We start from the raw sequence: 17,282 nt of genomic DNA, 5'->3' as shown, positions 1-17,282 counted from the left end.
GGTGTTCTGCCTGTTGGGAGCACTGTTACTTACGATGATGTCCACGCCTGCCAAGGCGCAATGTACTGCTCAAAATACCGCATTTCAGTCCGGCGAGCACGTGATGTACGATTTATATTTTAACTGGAAGTTTATCTGGAAGAAGGTGGGGCTGGCAAGTCTGACCACCTTCTCCACTACTTATCAGTCACAACCTGCCTACCGCTTCAACCTGCTTTCAGTAGGAAGTAAAAAGACCGATTTCTTCTTTAAGATGCGTGATACGCTGACTTGCTATGTCAGTGAAAAGCTGGAGCCGCTCTACTTCCGTAAAGCGGCCGAAGAGGGTGACCGCTATACGGTGGATGAAGCTTGGTTTTCATATAAGGATGGCGTATCCAACGTGAAACAGAGGCGTATCTGGCACAATCCGGTCCGCGATCCGCAAGAGATGGAATACAGTGACAGCCGTTGCATCTTCGATATGTTAAGTATCCTGGCGCAGGCGCGTTCTTACGATCCGGCAGATTATAAAATAGGCGACCGGATTCTTTTCCCTATGGCCACCGGACGTAAGGTAGAAGAACAGACGCTGATTTACCGGGGCAAAGAAGATGTAAAAGCCAATAATGATACGATTTATCGTTGCCTCGTATTCTCTTTTGTAGAATATAAGAAAGGAAAGGAAAAAGAAGTGATTACTTTCTTTATCTCAGATGATAAGAATCATCTCCCGATTCGTCTGGATATGTATCTTAACTTCGGGTCGGCAAAGGCTTTCCTGAAGAGCGTACAAGGAAATCGTTATCCGATGACGTCGGTAGTAAAGAAGAAATGAGATAGTTATAAGCTGAACGGCAGCGGATCCCCTTTTCTGAATACGCTGGACTCGAATGTAGCAATCAATTTTCCGTCTTGATTCGTGATATCTATCTGGTAATATCCGGTAGTACGTCCGATGTACCGTTCGCGTGCTTCGGCATACAGCGTGTCGCCCGGTCCGCTGGCGCGCAAAAAGGTGATATTGGAAGACAGGGAGAAAGCCAATGTACCATGTGAATTAGCAGCGGCGGCCAGTGCCAGGTCTGCAAGAGTGAAGATGGCTCCGCCTTGGGTGCGATGTCCTGCGTTAAGGTGATTCTCCGTGATAACGAGGCGTGCCTTACTATATCCTTCGCGTACTTCCAGTAGTTCTACACCGGTTTGTTCTGCAAAGAGATCTTTCTTGAAAAATTCTTGTGGAGTCATGTTTTCAATATGATTAAAAAGTTCAATCTGTATGATTTATGTGCAAATGTAACAATTTTGCTCTTTTCCTGTATAATTTAGGAGGGTCTTTTCTGTAAACCTGCGCTACTTTTGCTGACGAAAGAATACGAAACTTTAATAAACAAATCATTATTATGAAAACAATCCTCACGACATTGGGAATATCCCTCCTAGTTTTGGCGGGTTGCACAAGTCAGAAGCAGACCGAGAGCAACTTTATCCAAGAGAATATTGATAATGCGGTGGCGCAGGAGACCATTCAGACCGACATTATCGAAAAGTCAGGGAAAATTCTGAATCCAAGAACTATCAACAAAGACGGTAGCATTGTTTATGTACCCATTGATGACTGGTGTTCCGGTTTTTTCCCCGGTAATATCTGGCATATGTATGAGTTGACCGGTGATAAGAAATGGTTGCCGCTGGCTGAGAAGTATACAGAAGCGCTGGATTCCGTGCAATACCTGACCTGGCATCATGATGTGGGCTTTATGATTGGTTGCAGCTATCTGAACGGATATCGTTTTGCCGGTAAAGAAGAATACAAGCCTGTGATTATTCAGACGGCTAAGTCTCTTTCTACCCGTTTCCGTCCGGCGGCAGGCGTACTTCAGTCTTGGGATGCCGATAAAGGTTGGCAGGCAGAACGCGGTTGGAAATGCCCGGTTATTATAGATAATATGATGAACCTGGAACTATTGTTCGAAGCTTCCAAGCTTTCAGGCGATTCCACTTATTATAATGTTGCCGTGAAGCATGCCGATACCACCATGAAGAACCATTTCCGTGCCAATAACAGCTGTTATCACGTAGTGGATTATGATCCCGTAACCGGTGAGGTACGTAAGAAACAAACCGCACAGGGGTATGCTGACGAATCCGCCTGGGCACGCGGACAGGCATGGGCTATTTACGGATACACCATGTGTTACCGTTATACCCACGATCAGAAGTATCTTGATATGGCTGAAAAGATTTATAACTTTATCTTCAATAATCCGAACTTGCCGGAAGACCTTGTACCGTATTGGGACTTTAATGCTCCCAATATTCCGAACGAACCCCGTGACGTTTCGGCTGCTGCATGTACGGCATCTGCTTTGTACGAGTTGAGTACATACATTCCCGGCAAAAACTATAAGGAAACAGCAGATAAGATTATGGAAAATCTCGGTTCTCCGGCTTATCGTGCAGAAGTGGGCACAAACGGTAATTTCATTCTGATGCACTCTGTAGGCAGTATTCCTCATGGTGCTGAGATTGATGTTCCGTTGAATTATGCGGACTATTACTTCCTGGAAGGAATTATGCGCAAAAGAGACTTGGAATCAAACAAGAAGCTGTTTTAATTCACATGCTGAAGCTATAAATGATAATTTAGGGGCGTAGCGCCCCGGCAAAGTTTCCATTCGGTGTGATAGCAACAGTATCTCACCGATAAATTCCCATTTATAATTTCAACGTAATTTAATAAGAATAAAATGATAAATCGGTTTAGTTTGTTTTTGGGAGGCTTGGGTCTGTTTGCCCTGCAAGGCTGCAAAACTCAGCAGGGAGAGCAGGCACAACTTCCGAATGTAATTTATGTCTTCCCCGACCAGTACCGTAATCAGGCTATGGAGTTCTGGGGACAGGATGGGTTTCGCGACAAGGTGAACTTCCGCAATGATCCGGTGCATACTCCTAACTTGAATAGCTTTGCCCGTGAAGCGTTGGTGTTAAGTTCTGCCCAAAGTAACTGTCCGTTGAGTAGCCCTCATCGGGGTATGCTGTTGACGGGGATGTATCCCAATAAAAGCGGAATACCTTTGAACTGTAATTCAAACCGGCCTATCAGTTCCCTGCGTGCCGACGTGGATTGCATAGGTGACGTATTTAATAAATCCGGATATGACTGCGCTTATTTTGGTAAGTTACACGCTGACTTCCCTACACCGAACGATCCGCAACGTCCCGGTCACTATGTAGAAGATCGAATACCTGCCTGGGATGCCTATACGCCGAAAGAACGCCGTCACGGCTTTAATTACTGGTACTCCTACGGTACTTTTGATGAACATAAGAATCCCCGTTACTGGGATACGGACGGAAATCGTCACGATCCAAAAGAATGGTCACCGTTGCATGAATCCAAGATGGTGGTTTCTTATCTGAAGAACGAAGGGAATGTACGTGATCCGAAGAAACCTTTCTTTATAATGGTGGGTATGAATCCGCCCCACAGTCCGTACCGTTCATTGGATGATTGTATGGAAGAAGATTTCAATCTGTACAAAGATCAACCTCTGGACAGCCTTCTTATCCGTCCCAATGCAGATAAGAAGCGTGAAAAAGCAGAGAGCGTTCGCTACTACTTTGCCTCTGTTACCGGTGTAGACCGTGCTTTCGGACAGATCCTTGAAACACTGAAAGAGCAGGGTTTGGATAAGAATACGATTGTGATCTTTGCTTCCGACCATGGTGAAACAATGTGTAGCCAGTTCACGGATGATCCGAAGAATTCTCCTTATTCCGAATCTATGAATATACCGTTCCTGGTACGTTATCCCGGTCATATCCAGCCACGGGTGGACAATCTTCTGATGTCCGCGCCGGATATTATGCCGACTGTCCTGGGGCTGTGTGGTTTGGGCGATTCCATTCCGTCTAATGTGCAGGGACGCAACTGGGCACCTCTTTTCTTCGATGAAAAGGCGGAAATTGAACGTCCTGGTGGTGCTTTGTATATCCAGAATCTGGACGGAGAAAAGGATGCGGATGGTAAAGTGCAGACTTATTTCCCTTCTTCAAGAGGATATAAGACGGCACGCTATACTTTGGCTTTCTATATTGATAAGAAAGACCATAAGCTGAAGAAAAGCCTGTTGTTTGATGATGAGAAGGACCCTTATCAGATGAATAATCTTCCGTTGGAAGAAAATAAAGAAATCGTTGCAGAACTTTGCCGTGAGATGGGCAAGGAGTTGAAGGCGATAGATGATCCCTGGTATAAGGAACGTATTCTTTCCGACATGATACCTTACTAAAACTCTCTTTTCTAAATGAAACTGCCTCCCTCGATTCGCTTGGATCAGAGGGAGGCAGCTTTTTTATAGGGTAGTGGAGCTTATTTATTCAGCTTCCACTCGCAACCGTCTTTACCGTCTTTTATCTCAAAACCGAGTGCTGTAAGTTCATTGCGAATCTTATCACTGGTAGCCCAGTCTTTATTGGCTTTGGCCTTCATGCGCTCTTCCAGTAACATATCTACTACTTTACCGAAAGCAACTTCACGCTCTTCATTGGAATTGTTTTCTTCTTTCAGTCCCAGAATGTCGAAGCAGAAAAGATGGAAAGTTTCTTTCAGCTCTTTCAGATCATCGGCAGTGATGGTGTCGTTGCCTGCAATGATGTTGTTAATCATTCTGGCTCCGTCGAAAAGATGGGCAATGACTATCGGGGTATTCAAGTCATCATTCATGGCTTCATAGCACTTCTCACGCACTGCTTTTACATCTACGCTGGAAGTGGCGGACGGAGTGATCTTTTCCAGTCCGTTCACGGCATCCATCATTCGGGTTAATCCCTTTTCCGCTGCTTGCAAGGCTTCGTTACTGAAGTCTACCGTGCTGCGATAGTGAGCTTGCAGGATGAAGAAGCGGATGGTCATCGGACTGTATGCTTGTGTCAGCAACTTATGTGTGCCGTTGAAGAACTCGTCCAGATTGATGAAGTTACCGTAAGACTTACCCATCTTCTGTCCGTTGATGGTAATCATATTGTTGTGCATCCAGTAATGTACCATGTCATTGCCCTGTGATGCAACCGATTGAGCAATCTCACATTCGTGGTGAGGAAAGATAAGGTCCATACCACCACCGTGAATATCGAAATGTTCGCCGAGGTATTTCTTACCCATGGCCGTACATTCGGCATGCCATCCCGGGAAACCGTCGCTCCATGGAGAAGGCCAGCGCATGATATGCTCCGGTTGGGCACATTTCCATAAGGCGAAATCGGCGGGGTTATGCTTTTCAGCTTGTCCGTCCAGTTCGCGGGTGGTGTTCAGTACGTCATCCAAATTGCGGCCGGAGAGTTTTCCGTAATGGTAATCCTTATTGTATTTCTCTACGTCAAAGTAGACAGAGCCTTCACTGACATAAGCATAGCCATTCTTCAGGATCTCTTTCACCAGCTCTATCTGCTCGATGATGTGTCCCGAAGCGTGCGGTTCGATGCTGGGTGAAAGTACGTTCAGCGCTTCCATTGCCTTGTGGTAACGGTTGATGTAGTATTGCGCTACTTCCATCGGCTCCAATTGTTCCAGTCGTGCTTTCTTGGCTATTTTGTCTTCTCCGTCGTCAGCGTCATGTTCCAGATGGCCTACATCGGTGATGTTGCGGACATAACGTACCTTATATCCCAAATGGGTAAGGTAGCGGAAAAGCAAGTCGAAAGTAATGGCAGGACGTGCATGTCCCAAGTGCGCGTCACCGTAAACGGTAGGACCGCAGACATACATACCTACATGTGGAGCGTGCAGTGGCACGAATAGCTCCTTTTTCCTATCTAAGGTGTTGTAAATTGTCAGTTGATGTTCCATAACGTTTGAGTTTTAGTTTTTTAAAGAGCACAAAGTTACAACAAATAATTTATTAAACGGTTCTGTTGTCGGATTTAATGGCTTTTAGTACAGTAATGAAGAGGTTCTTTTCTTATTTCTTTCCAAGCCGGATACTGAGTCCGAACTTCAGGTTCAGATAGTTTCCCGGTCTCTCTTTTACTTCATATTGCTCTATGATTTCTTGGGTATATATATTGCTTCGCTGATAGTGGCCTGTGAACGTGCGTGGATATATGACTTGCTCCGTATCAAAGCCGTACTTTCTTCGGTCAGAGGTACTTCTGCATGGAGAACGTACGGAGCAAGTACGGCCCAGATACGTCTCGGATATGGATCGGATAAAAAAGTATCTGTAAAAAGGTTAACTTTAATAATAATATGTATCTTTGCCATTGATTATGGTGTCACCCGTCGCTTTCGTGGCGGGTGGTGAAAAGGGAATCAGGTGTAAATCCTGAACAGACCCGCTGCTGTAAGCTTCAAACAAAGTCTGAAGACGATACTCACGCCACTGTTTTCTGCATGAACGGGAAGGGAGTCATCAGATGAAGCAAGTCAGAAGACCTGCCATGATCTGGAATCAGGAGTTCTCTGGGATTAGAAATCCGGTCGTACTTATTTTTTATAGGGTTATCATTGATTACTCTTGGCAGAGGTTTGATACTCTCTTTAATACATGAAATCGAATGTATCATCGCATTTTATTGGCAGTGGTAATGCCATTAGTATGCTGTTGCGTGGATTTGTATGCTCAAACGGTAGACTCTACAAAGACTTATCATATAGAAGAAGTCTCTGTATCAGCGCAACGCATCCGTAAAGAAGTGATTCCGGTACAAATGCTTGCCGGAGAAGAACTTCAGAAATTGAGTGTCCATTCTGTGGCTGATGCAATCCGCTATTTTTCCGGAATCCAGATAAAGGATTATGGAGGAATCGGTGGTTTGAAAACCGTCAACATACGTGGACTTGGCACTCAACATGTGGGCGTATTCTATGACGGCGTTCAGTTGGGAAATGCTCAGAACGGACAAATCGATCTGGGACGTTTCTCGTTGGATAACATGGAGGCCGTTTCACTCTACAATGGCCAGAAGAGCGCTATCTTTCAATCGGCGAAGGACTTTGCTTCAGCCGGTTCTATCTACATGACAGCTCGTCATCCTTCTTTTGGCGAAGGACAGAACTATCGCCTGAAAGGAACTTTCAAAACCGGTTCTTTCGGTTTGGTCAATCCTTCCGTCCTGCTGGAGCATAGGCTGAGCAAGCAGGTGAGCGGTTCACTGAGTGCTGAGTATATGTACACCAGCGGGAAATATAAATTCCGTTACCGACAGAAAAACGGATATGATATAACAGAAACCCGTAAGAACGGTGATGTGGAGGCCATTCGTGCAGAGTATGGCTTATTCGGAGATATGCAAGGGGGAGAATGGAAAGCCAAAGCTTATTTATATAATTCCGAACGGGGATTGCCCGGTGCCGCTGTGCGTGAGACGGGTGACTTTGTGCATGAAGACCGCCAATGGGATACGAACTTCTTTTTGCAGGGCTCTTTCCGGAAACATTGGGGAAACTACAGTTTACAGACGAATGGTAAGTATGCTTACGATTATCTTCATTATCTGTCCGATCCGCGCTTGGATGTTACTACAATGTATGTGAACAATCATTACCGCCAGCATGAACTCTATTTTTCGGCAGCGAATATGCTGAATATTCTTCCTTTTTGGAGTGCGGACGTTTCGGTGGATTTTCAGTGGAATAAATTAAATGCCGACCTGGTGAACTTCGTCTATCCCTGCCGTTACACGGCACTTGTGGCGGCAGCTACGGCACTGCATTTTGAGCGATTCAAACTACAAGCCAGTCTGCTGGGGACATTTGTACACGAGACTACGAAGGTTCCCAACGCCGCAGCAGGTGATAAACATAAATATACGCCTACCGTCGTGGCATCTTGGCAACCTTTCAAGAACGAAGATCTGAATCTGCGTGCTTTTTACAAAAAGATATTCCGCATGCCGACGCTGAATGATCTTTACTATACCTTCATAGGAAACATTGACCTGAATCCGGAATATACCACACAATATGATATAGGTGTAACTTATTCCCGCAAATTCCGTGGAGGTTATCCTGCCCGGCTGGAGTTTCAGGCAGATGCTTACTATAACGAGGTCACCGACAAGATTGTAGCCATGCCTACTTCTAACCAGTTCCGTTGGACAATGGTAAATCTGGGCTATGTGGAGATGCGCGGGGTGGATGTGGCTCTGCAAACCGAATGGCATTTATTGAAAGACCTGAAGGCCAACCTGCGGGTGAACTATACGTATGAGAAAGCGCAGGATTTCACCGATGCAAAAAGTGACTATTACGGTGGACAGATACCTTATATTCCCTGGCACAGCGGTTCGGCTGTCCTTAATTTGAGTTATAGGGATTGGGACATGAATTACAGTTTTATCTATACCGGCGAGCGTTATGAATCGAGTGCCAACATTCCGGAGAATTATGCCAAGGAATGGTATACGAACGACCTTTCCCTTTCCCGCCGCTTGCATTGGAAAAAGATGTTGTGGAAACTGACCGCTGAAGTCAATAATGTCTTCAATCAGCAGTACGAGGTGGTACAATGGTATCCCATGCCGGGAATAAATTTCCGCTTTGTGATAAATGTAGAACTCTAAAAACCAAATACACGGCTTATGAAAAGAAGTAAATTATTACTGATGTGGCTTGCGAGCATGCTGATACTGTTGGTATCCTCGTGCCGTAGCGACGACGAAGAACTGGTACTTTCCAGTGTGACGAATGTGACACCGGGCGTACAGGTGACAGGTCCGGTCAAGGGATTTTTCCTGTTGAATGAGGGGAATATGGGAAGTAACAAGGCTTCTCTGGACTATTTCGATTACGCTTCGGGTAATTACTGTAAGAACATTTATCCGGAATTGAATCCTACCGTACAAAAAGCGCTGGGTGATGTGGGGAATGATATTCAGATAAATGGTGATAAACTGTTTGCTGTCATTAATGTATCCCACCTGGTGGAGGTGATGGATGTCAATACAGCAAGGCACTTGGCTGCCATCCCTATTCCTAACTGTCGCTATATCGTTTTCAACGGTCGCTATGCTTACGTCAGTTCTTATGCGGGTAAAGTGGTGATTGATCCCAATGCCAGACTGGGGTATGTGGCTAAAGTGGATCTGAATTCCCTGCAGGTGGTGGACACTTGTGATGTCGGCTATCAGCCGGAAGAGATGGTAGTGGTAGGGAATAAACTCTATGTAGCCAATTCCGGAGGTTATCGTGTACCCAATTACGATAATACCGTATCTGTGATAGACCTGAACACCTTTACCGAAATCAAAAAAATAACGGTAGGCATCAACCTTCATCGGATGGCAATTGATGCGCGTGGAAATATTTATGTTTCATCACGTGGTGATTATTACGACATACACTCCAAGGTATATGTCATAAACTCTCATAATGATATGGTGACTGATGTGCTGAACTTTCCGGCCAGTGAGTTTTGTCTGAGTGGGGACTCGCTCTTCTATTACAGTACGGAGTATAGTAAGTACACCGGGCAGAATACCATCAGTTATGGCATTTATGACACGCGGAAGAAACGTGTAGTGACTACGAACTTCATTACGGACGGTACGGAAAAGAGTATCGAGGTACCTTATGGATTGGCTGTGAATCCCGATACCAAAGAGATCTTCGTGACCGATGCCAAAAATTATGTTACCCCCGGAACACTCTATTGCTTCACGCCCGAGGGAAAAAAGAAGTGGAGCGTTACGACAGGGGACATCCCTGCGCACTTTGTATTTACAACGAAACGATTGCAAGTAACATTTTCTAATCAATAAATAGTATGTTTAAAAATCTGTATTTAAAACTATCGTTTGTCGGACTGTGCCTGTTTGCATTGGGTGCCTGTTCGGATGATGATGACGAAGCGGGGCTGGTTGGAGCTCCCGAGTGTTCGCTAAACTCCGATACCGGAGAGTATAAAGTAAAGATAGGACATGAGGTGACATTGCAGGTGACTGCGGAGAATGCCATCAATCCTGTGTATGCTTGGAAACGTGCAGGTAAGATTGTGTCTGAGCAGGAAACCTATCAGTTTAAAGGTGATCAGTTAGGAGAATTCTTTGTGAATTTCCGCCTGGATGCTGATAACGGAAGTGTGGAAAAGCAAGCCAAAATAACAGTCGTAGACCGTCTGCCGCCTGAAATTACGGTGAGTAGTTCGGCTGTGGGCTATTGCGATGTAGCTCTGAAGGTGGCTGCCGAAACCAAATACACGGACGAGAGTACCACTTTTGAGTGGAGCTATGGCGGACGTGTGGTAAGCCACGACTCCATCTATCAATTTAAAGAGAAGGAGATAGATGTTTATACGCTTGCTCTGAAAGTAACCAATGCCGATGGTGTGGATGTGAAGAACATTAATATCTCGGTGATACCGGAAGAAGAGCCGGTGTTGTTCTTTGATAACGGCCGCTATGTGGAACCTTCCACCATACATGATGTGCGAACTATGACTTGTCCTATTGGCAGAAGCCTTGTGTTGGCACCTGTAAGATTCTCAATCAGCGATGATGCGGTGTACGAATGGAGCGTGGACGGGAGTGTACAGAGCGAAACTTCCATTCATTTCAAGTTTACGCCTTCTGCTGAAGGCCAGATTTATGAAATAAAAGTGAAGGCTATCGACGGCGGTAAAACAGCCGAGGCTACCGTTAAAGTGGTATGTACTCCGCAAGAAGGTACCTATTTTAGGGCACCGACCGCAAAGAGTTATTGGATATCCAATCATTGCTTTGAGTTCACGCCTGCTCCGGGGCAGTTCGTTAATTTCTCTCAGGACAAGACCGCCGAAGATGCACGAATGACGATACAGAATGCACTGGATAATGGTGGTGGAACCGGTTGGATCGCTTCTCTTGGCGCATGGGGCGGTTATTTTATTTTGGGCTTTGACCACAGTGTAGAGGATGACGGTAAGGGTGAAGCAGACTTTGATATTGTTGGTAATCCGCTTGGTAAATATTGGTGTGAGTGTGGTGTCGTATGGGTAAGCCAGGATGAAAACGGAAACGGTATTGCTGATGATACTTGGTATGAACTTAAAGGTAGTGAAACAGGAAAGCCCGGAATCACTCAACGTTATGCTCTGAAGTATTATCGTCCTACGCAGGATAAGCAGGATGTACTTTCGATTGACAATGATGGTAACCTGACTTTCCTGAGACGAAATGCTTACCATCCGAATAGCGGTTATTTCCCTTGGTTCATGAAAGAGGAATACTATATCCTGACAGGAACTTGCTTGGGCGATCAGTTTAAAACGGAAGGTATTGAAACTAATTGGGGCTTTGACTGGGGATATGTGGACAATATAAATGATCCGACCGGATTCCGTATTGAGAACGCCATTCAGCAGGACGGCAGCCCGGCTAATCTGAAATACATCGACTTTGTGAAAGTTCATACGGCACAAATGGGACAAGGAGCAGCTGTAGGTGAGATTTCTACCGAATCTTCTGCTGCTATGGACTTGCGATTGAAACCTTGATTTAGTAATTTAAAACAAATAGAATCATGAATAAATATATCCTTGGGAGCATTTTGTTCGTATTGGCCTGTCTCACGGGCTGCGATGACAGCAATGATCCTTTTGAGGGAACTGATAACTTTATCACTTCCTTTACCCTGAAACAGGGAGACCAATCTCTTGTAGCCTCTTTCCGGGGGGACACCATTGTGATGAACATTCCGGAAGAAGTGATACTCAGTGATGTTAAGGCTCAAGTGGTGTGCAGCGAGAACGCTACAATCAAGCCGGACCCCGCTACAGTGTATAACTGGGAGGAGGAAATGTTCTTTACCGTGACTTCCCTTTCAGGCCAGTCACGCAAATACCTCTATACGCCTCGCAGAAGCAGTGTACCCGAAACCGGTATCATCTTGCTGAATACGCAGGAAGAATTGGATGCTTTCGGTGCAAAAGGTATTTCGTATCTGGATGGTAGTTTGATTATCGGACAGCAGTTGGGTACAGATTCCATTAAGTCTCTGGCAGCATTGTCAACCTTGAAGCAGGTGTCCGGTAGTATCACCATTAATACCCGTTACCGTGGGCATGAATTTGCCGGGCTGGAGAATCTGGAAGAGATAGGTGGTTCTTTCCAGATTATTTCGGCTGACAGTTTGTGGACCGTGGATTTGAATAAGCTGACTCATATAGGGGGTGATCTGGACATAAAGAGCGCGGCTGTGGGTGATATTTCCTGTTCTTCACTGAAGAGTGTGGGCGGTAACCTCTCGATGGAAGCTCCTTTTGTCTCTACGGAATTTTCCGCATTGCAACAGGTGAGCGGTAACCTTTCGCTGAAAGGTAAATCATCGGTAGAGAAAATGTCTTTCCAGTCTTTGAAGCATGTAGGAGGAAGTATTGAAGTGAGTATGTCAGCCATTCGTCTGGACTTCAGCGAACTGTTGTCCTGCAAAGACTTGAATGTGACCGGAAAAACTCTTCTGTTGCTCTATTGCCCGAAGTTACAGGATATTTCGGGGAAACTCAGCATTGCAGATAACCCGCTGTATGAAGTTTCTTTCCCGGCGCTGACTCATTTAGGTGAATTATCGCTTAGTTGCCCGAAAGTGAATCAGATGAATATGCCTCTGTTGAAGGCGATAGACGGTAATGCCAGTATTTCCATTGCCGGATTCAATCCCGAGCAGTTGGCTTCGCTGGAAAGTATTGGCGGAACTCTGAGTCTGACAGCTACCGGTAGCGTGAAGATGCCGGCTAAATTGAAGAAGGTGGGAAAGATCTCTTTAGGTTCAGGTATGAGTGAGATTGATTTGCGCGGTGTAGAAATGGAAGAATTACTGTTGCAGGGTTCGGACATGAGTACAACTGTCGTGAAGGGTGATGATGTGTTTGCCGGAAGCATAGTCATGTCCGGTCTCTCTCCCCAATTCCAGGGTTTTAAGGAAATCGGTTCTCTAAAGCTCAACTATCTTAGCAATAATGGTGGAACAACGAATATAGCTGGTATCAACAAAATCACTGGTGACTTTTCTTATTGGAATAATTCGAATATTCAGGAGATCATTATGCCCGACTTGCAAGAAGTGGGTGGTATATTCGACCTTTACTCTAATATTAAAGAGTTCCATTTCCCCGAACTGAAAACAATTGGTGGAGATACTCGGATATGTGTCAATACCACTGATGAACGTTCGTTCCCCAAGCTGGAAAAGGTAGGTGGAAATCTGCTTATTCAGACAGGTTATGAGCAATATGGCAATGTTTATGAACCGGTTCTTTACTATCCGCTACTGAAAACGGTGGGCGGGACGTTGTATCTTCGCCCTTATGGTTATAATGAAACCCAGAATATGCAGAACACTAAACTGACGGACTTGAACTTCCTTGTATCTCTGGAGAGTATCGGTGGCTTCAAAATAGTGAACCACAAGGCTCTGGCCTCTTATGAGGGATTGAAGAAAGCCATCAAGAGTTGTCCTGAAACGAACTGGATTGTTGAGGATAACCTGTATAATCCAACGTACAAGCAGCTGGCAGAGGATGGACTATGGACCCTGCCTGCCGAAGAAGAATAATCAAGTATAAAATAAAGAAAATATGAAACTAAAAAGTTTAGCATACATATTGATGATAGGCTTCATTTCGCTGCTGGCCGGTTGCGATGACGAAGACTCTGCTTTCTCCGGAAGCGAAAACTATATCACTTCATTCAGCCTGAAATTACAGGATGGAAAGGCCTATGCGGCCACTATTACTGAAGATGAACTGACTCTGTCTGTGCCCGAAGGTGTTTCGGTGCAGGGAGCCAAAGCTGAGGTTTTGTGTAGTGAGCTTGCCACGATTACCCCGGATCCGTCGAATATAACAGATTGGGAAGGAAATCAGACGTTGACTGTAACCTCTTATAATGGTAAGGAACGTACGTATCATTACTCTCTGAGCCGCACATTGATTGTCGGTGAGGGGGATGTGCTGCTGGAAACGGCTGAAGACGTAGAAGCTTTTGCAGCACGTGGTATCAGCCGCATAGAAGGAAATCTGATTATCGGTAAGGAAACGGGAAGCGTAAAGGAAGATTCGTTACTTTCTTTCGCTGCGCTGAGTGGTGTGAAAGAAGTATCCGGAACAGTGCTTATCAATCCTACTTACAAAGGTACTTCAGTTGCAGGACTGGAGAATCTGGAAAGGGCAGGAGCACTGAAGATTGCAGGCCGTATCGGTACGAACGGAGCGTTTGGTAACAAGGAACTGGAACACATCGAACTGTCTCAACTGAAGATGGTAGGTGGCGATCTGTATCTTTCGGCTGATACGCTTCGCACACTGAATCTGCCAAAACTGGAAAGTGTGGGCGGTACGTTGACCTTACAGGCAATCCACTTCAAACAGTTGGAATTCCCGGCTTTGGAGATTATAGGAAAGGATATCACCTTTACCGGACGACAGAACGGAACGCTTGAACTGACGGAAGAAGTTAGTTTCCCGGCTCTGAAAACGCTGGGTAATCAGTTGACTCTGAAAAGCTACAAGAAGGTGAAGAAAATAAACTTCCCTGCCTTGGTTTCCGCGGCTACTATCTCGCTTGAGTCGCTTTCGGATTTGGAGGACGTGTTCTTTAGTTCGTTGGAAGAAATATCATACAGCTTCTCATTGCAATATCCAATGAACAATCTGAATGAAGTGAGTCTCCCTAAACTGACGAAAGCCAACAGTATGCGCATTTATAATAATGGTGTCAAAAAACTGGATTTAGGCTCGCTTGCTTATGTAGGTAAAAACGGACTGACCATAGAACACTGTCAAAGCCTTGGAGAACTTAATCTTTCTTCATTGACTACTGTAGACGGTGCCGCTACTATATCTTATCTTGCCATTCCTGATATGGAGCCGTTGAAAAAGTTGAAGAGTGTAGGAGGAGATCTGAAATTGACCACATTATCGAATGTGAAACAACTGGACAATGCCTGTCCCGAATTGGAGACCGTAGGTGGCGGATTCTCTTTGGGGGGCTATAGTGAAGAGGCTACTGTTTTATCTGGATTCAATGCATTGAAGACTATCGGAGGGACATTCTCTTTGTCATCCATGCCAGGGGTTACTGATATAACAGGTCTGGGCTCATTGACTTCTGTCAGTCGGGTTTCAATGGAACAGTTGCCTAAGCTGGAGAAAATATCTTTCCTGAAGAATCTGAAAGGAGCGCATTTCTCTTATTTATCTTTGGGAAATGTGGCTGCTCTGAAAGAAATGGATGTTACAGGCTTGACCATTGACGAACTGAAATTGAGCTCTGTTCCTGAAGGTCTGCTATTGAAAGGTGATGACACTTTCACGGGAAAAGTGTCAGTGTCAGGTAGTAAAGGAATGCGTTTCGAAGGACTTGAGAATGCAGAGATCTCATTGGAATTTGCAATTGTGAAAGAGGAGGCGAACTTTACCTTCCCAGGTCTGAAGAAGGCTAAAAAACTGACGGTTACTCAAGGTTATAATGCCAACCTTGCCATAATCAGTTTTGAAGATCTGGAAGAGGTAACGGGGGCTATGAGTCTTCAGGAAGGTTCTTATGTGAACAATGTAGTGCAACCTGTTCAGTTTCCGAAGCTGGCCAAAGTAGGTAGCTTTACTTATGGGGGAGTACTTAAAACTCTGAGTTTGCCTGCTTTGCAGGAAGTAACAGGCGTGTGCAGCATCGGTACTTGTTTTACAAATGGAGTTCCTGCTATGCTGGAAAGTATTAATCTGCCTGCTTTGAAGCGTGTGGGTACTCTGAAACTAACAATAGGTGGTGCTACCGGAAGCAATCCTAATACAGTGATTACCAATCTGGATTGCTTTGAAAACCTGGAATCTGCCGAGTCGGTGTATATTGAAAAACAGATGGGACTGATTTCTTATAAGGGATTGGCAAAAGTTATTGCGGGCCTGAACGATGCTGAAGCATGGGAAGTAATTGGCAATGCTTTCAATCCTACTTTTGAAGAAGTGAAAGCCGGAAAACTGGAAAAAGAAGAATAAGATAGAGATTCTCTTCATCATAAGCGGGAGATGTACTGGAAGGTTGAAAGACTGGAAAGAACATTCTCCCGCTTCTTTATTGTATAATAAGTGCGACAGCGGCTGAACTTATTTCATATTACTGATGGGTGTAAGTTCACCACAGATTCATATATATGTTTATTCTTTGCCAGAGAAATAATTCTTATTTTTGTACTCATGAAGTCTGCTAAGCGTGTATTATTAGGTATGAGTGGAGGTACGGATAGTTCTGTTGCCGCCATGCTGTTGCAAGAGGCCGGTTATGAAGTAACCGGTGTGACGTTTCGTTTCTATGATTCGGAAGGCTTTGAAGAATCTTTGGATGATGCCCGTAATCTCGCTTCCCGTCTGAATATCCCGCACATCATCTATGATGCCCGCGAATTATTCCGTGAACGCATTATCCGCTATTTCGTAGATGAATATCTTTCCGCCCATACCCCTGTTCCCTGTACTCTCTGCAACAATGAACTGAAATGGCCGTTGCTGGCAAAGATTGCCGATGAAATGGGCATTTATTGGATTTCTACCGGACACTACGTACGTAAAGTTTTCCGGGATGGCTATTACTTTATAGCCCCGGCTGCCGACCGTGATAAGGATCAGACTTTCTTCCTCTGGGGACTGCAACAGAACATTTTAGAACGTATGCTCCTTCCAATGGGTGACTGGACTAAAAATGAAGTGCGTGCCTATGCTGCTAAGCGGGGCTTTGAACGGACAGCAACCAAAAAGGATAGTCTTGGTGTATGTTTCTGCCCGATGGATTACCGCTCTTTCTTGCAGCGTGAAGTTCCGCAGGATGCTTTGCCGGGAAAAGGACAATTTCTCGATGAAAGCGGGACTTTTTTAGGTTGGCACGAAGGATATCCCTTCTATACGATTGGTCAGCGCAGAGGATTGGGTATTCATCTGAACCGTCCTGTTTTCGTAAAAGAGATACATAAAGAGAGGAACGAAGTGATACTTGCGCCTCTGGCTTCTCTTTACAAAGAGGAAATGCTGTTGAAAGACTGGAATATTGTGGATACTTCCCGTTTACTGAATTCCGAGGATGTCATTGTCAGGATTCGCTATCGGAAGCAAGCTAATCACTGCACTGTCAGTATAACGGATGAGAATCTCTTGCATGTGCTATTGCGCGAACCACTGGAATCCATTGCTTCCGGACAGGCTGCGGCATTTTACGATGAGGCAGGTCTGTTGCTGGGAGGAGGTATCATCCTGTAATTTCCGTACAATCATTCTTTTATTTGTTTCTGAACAAAAAAATAGTTTACTCTGTTTGAAATACAAAGACGTCTTTGTTTT

Annotated in this window: 11 protein-coding genes and 1 riboswitch; of the genes, 9 read left to right on the top strand and 2 right to left on the bottom strand. The window is 45.0% G+C overall.

From position 1 onward, the window contains the following. Positions 1-34: 34 nt before the first annotated feature. Positions 35-817: a DUF3108 domain-containing protein gene (locus tag BACCELL_RS07205; RefSeq protein ID WP_007210998.1), complete on the top strand. Its 783-nt coding sequence runs from the start codon at positions 35-37 to the stop codon at positions 815-817. Positions 818-822: 5 nt separating this feature from the next. On the opposite strand, the gene BACCELL_RS07200 is transcribed toward BACCELL_RS07205, so the two are convergent. Beyond that, positions 823-1,227 carry a PaaI family thioesterase gene (locus tag BACCELL_RS07200; RefSeq protein ID WP_007210997.1) on the bottom strand — a complete coding sequence of 135 codons (405 nt, stop codon included), beginning with the start codon at positions 1,225-1,227 and terminating at the stop codon, positions 823-825. A gap of 155 nt (positions 1,228-1,382) precedes the next feature. Between BACCELL_RS07200 and BACCELL_RS07195 the strand changes: the two genes are divergently transcribed. Together BACCELL_RS07195 and BACCELL_RS07190 are read left to right on the top strand one after the other, a co-directional pair. Continuing rightward, on the top strand, positions 1,383-2,597 hold the full coding sequence (locus BACCELL_RS07195; protein ID WP_007210996.1) for a glycoside hydrolase family 88 protein: 1,215 nt from the start codon (positions 1,383-1,385) through the stop codon (positions 2,595-2,597). Between the two features lie 132 nt (positions 2,598-2,729). Next, positions 2,730-4,274 (top strand): sulfatase family protein, encoded by a 1,545-nt coding sequence (locus tag BACCELL_RS07190; RefSeq protein WP_007210995.1) that lies wholly within the window; start codon positions 2,730-2,732, stop codon positions 4,272-4,274. A gap of 80 nt (positions 4,275-4,354) precedes the next feature. Here the strand turns inward: BACCELL_RS07190 and cysS are convergent, their stop codons facing one another. Beyond that, the gene (gene cysS, locus BACCELL_RS07185) at positions 4,355-5,830 is read right to left on the bottom strand and encodes a cysteine--tRNA ligase (RefSeq protein ID WP_007210994.1); all 1,476 of its coding nucleotides are present in this window, start codon (positions 5,828-5,830) and stop codon (positions 4,355-4,357) included. Positions 5,831-6,233: 403 nt separating this feature from the next. Then, a riboswitch (cobalamin riboswitch) is annotated at positions 6,234-6,437 on the top strand. Between the two features lie 130 nt (positions 6,438-6,567). Here cysS and BACCELL_RS07175 point away from each other — a divergent pair. From BACCELL_RS07175 to mnmA, 6 genes are all read left to right on the top strand, one after another. After that, positions 6,568-8,544 (top strand): TonB-dependent receptor, encoded by a 1,977-nt coding sequence (locus BACCELL_RS07175; protein WP_229093665.1) that lies wholly within the window; start codon positions 6,568-6,570, stop codon positions 8,542-8,544. Between the two features lie 18 nt (positions 8,545-8,562). After that, positions 8,563-9,741 carry a YncE family protein gene (locus tag BACCELL_RS07170; protein WP_007210991.1) on the top strand — a complete coding sequence of 393 codons (1,179 nt, stop codon included), beginning with the start codon at positions 8,563-8,565 and terminating at the stop codon, positions 9,739-9,741. Positions 9,742-9,746: 5 nt separating this feature from the next. Continuing rightward, positions 9,747-11,453, top strand: a complete 1,707-nt coding sequence (locus tag BACCELL_RS07165; protein WP_007210990.1) for a PKD-like domain-containing protein — start codon at positions 9,747-9,749, stop codon at positions 11,451-11,453. Between the two features lie 26 nt (positions 11,454-11,479). Beyond that, the gene (locus BACCELL_RS07160) at positions 11,480-13,510 is read left to right on the top strand and encodes a hypothetical protein (protein ID WP_007210989.1); all 2,031 of its coding nucleotides are present in this window, start codon (positions 11,480-11,482) and stop codon (positions 13,508-13,510) included. 22 nt (positions 13,511-13,532) lie between these two features. Next, positions 13,533-15,950: a DUF5018 domain-containing protein gene (locus BACCELL_RS07155; protein ID WP_007210988.1), complete on the top strand. Its 2,418-nt coding sequence runs from the start codon at positions 13,533-13,535 to the stop codon at positions 15,948-15,950. 198 nt (positions 15,951-16,148) lie between these two features. Then, positions 16,149-17,201, top strand: a complete 1,053-nt coding sequence (gene mnmA, locus BACCELL_RS07150) for a tRNA 2-thiouridine(34) synthase MnmA (RefSeq protein WP_007210987.1) — start codon at positions 16,149-16,151, stop codon at positions 17,199-17,201. Positions 17,202-17,282: the final 81 nt, after the last annotated feature.

The sequence above is a fragment of the Bacteroides cellulosilyticus DSM 14838 genome, assembly GCF_000158035.1.
Taxonomy (GTDB): Bacteria; Bacteroidota; Bacteroidia; order Bacteroidales; family Bacteroidaceae; genus Bacteroides; species Bacteroides cellulosilyticus.
This window is presented reverse-complemented; position numbering and strand designations above follow the sequence as displayed.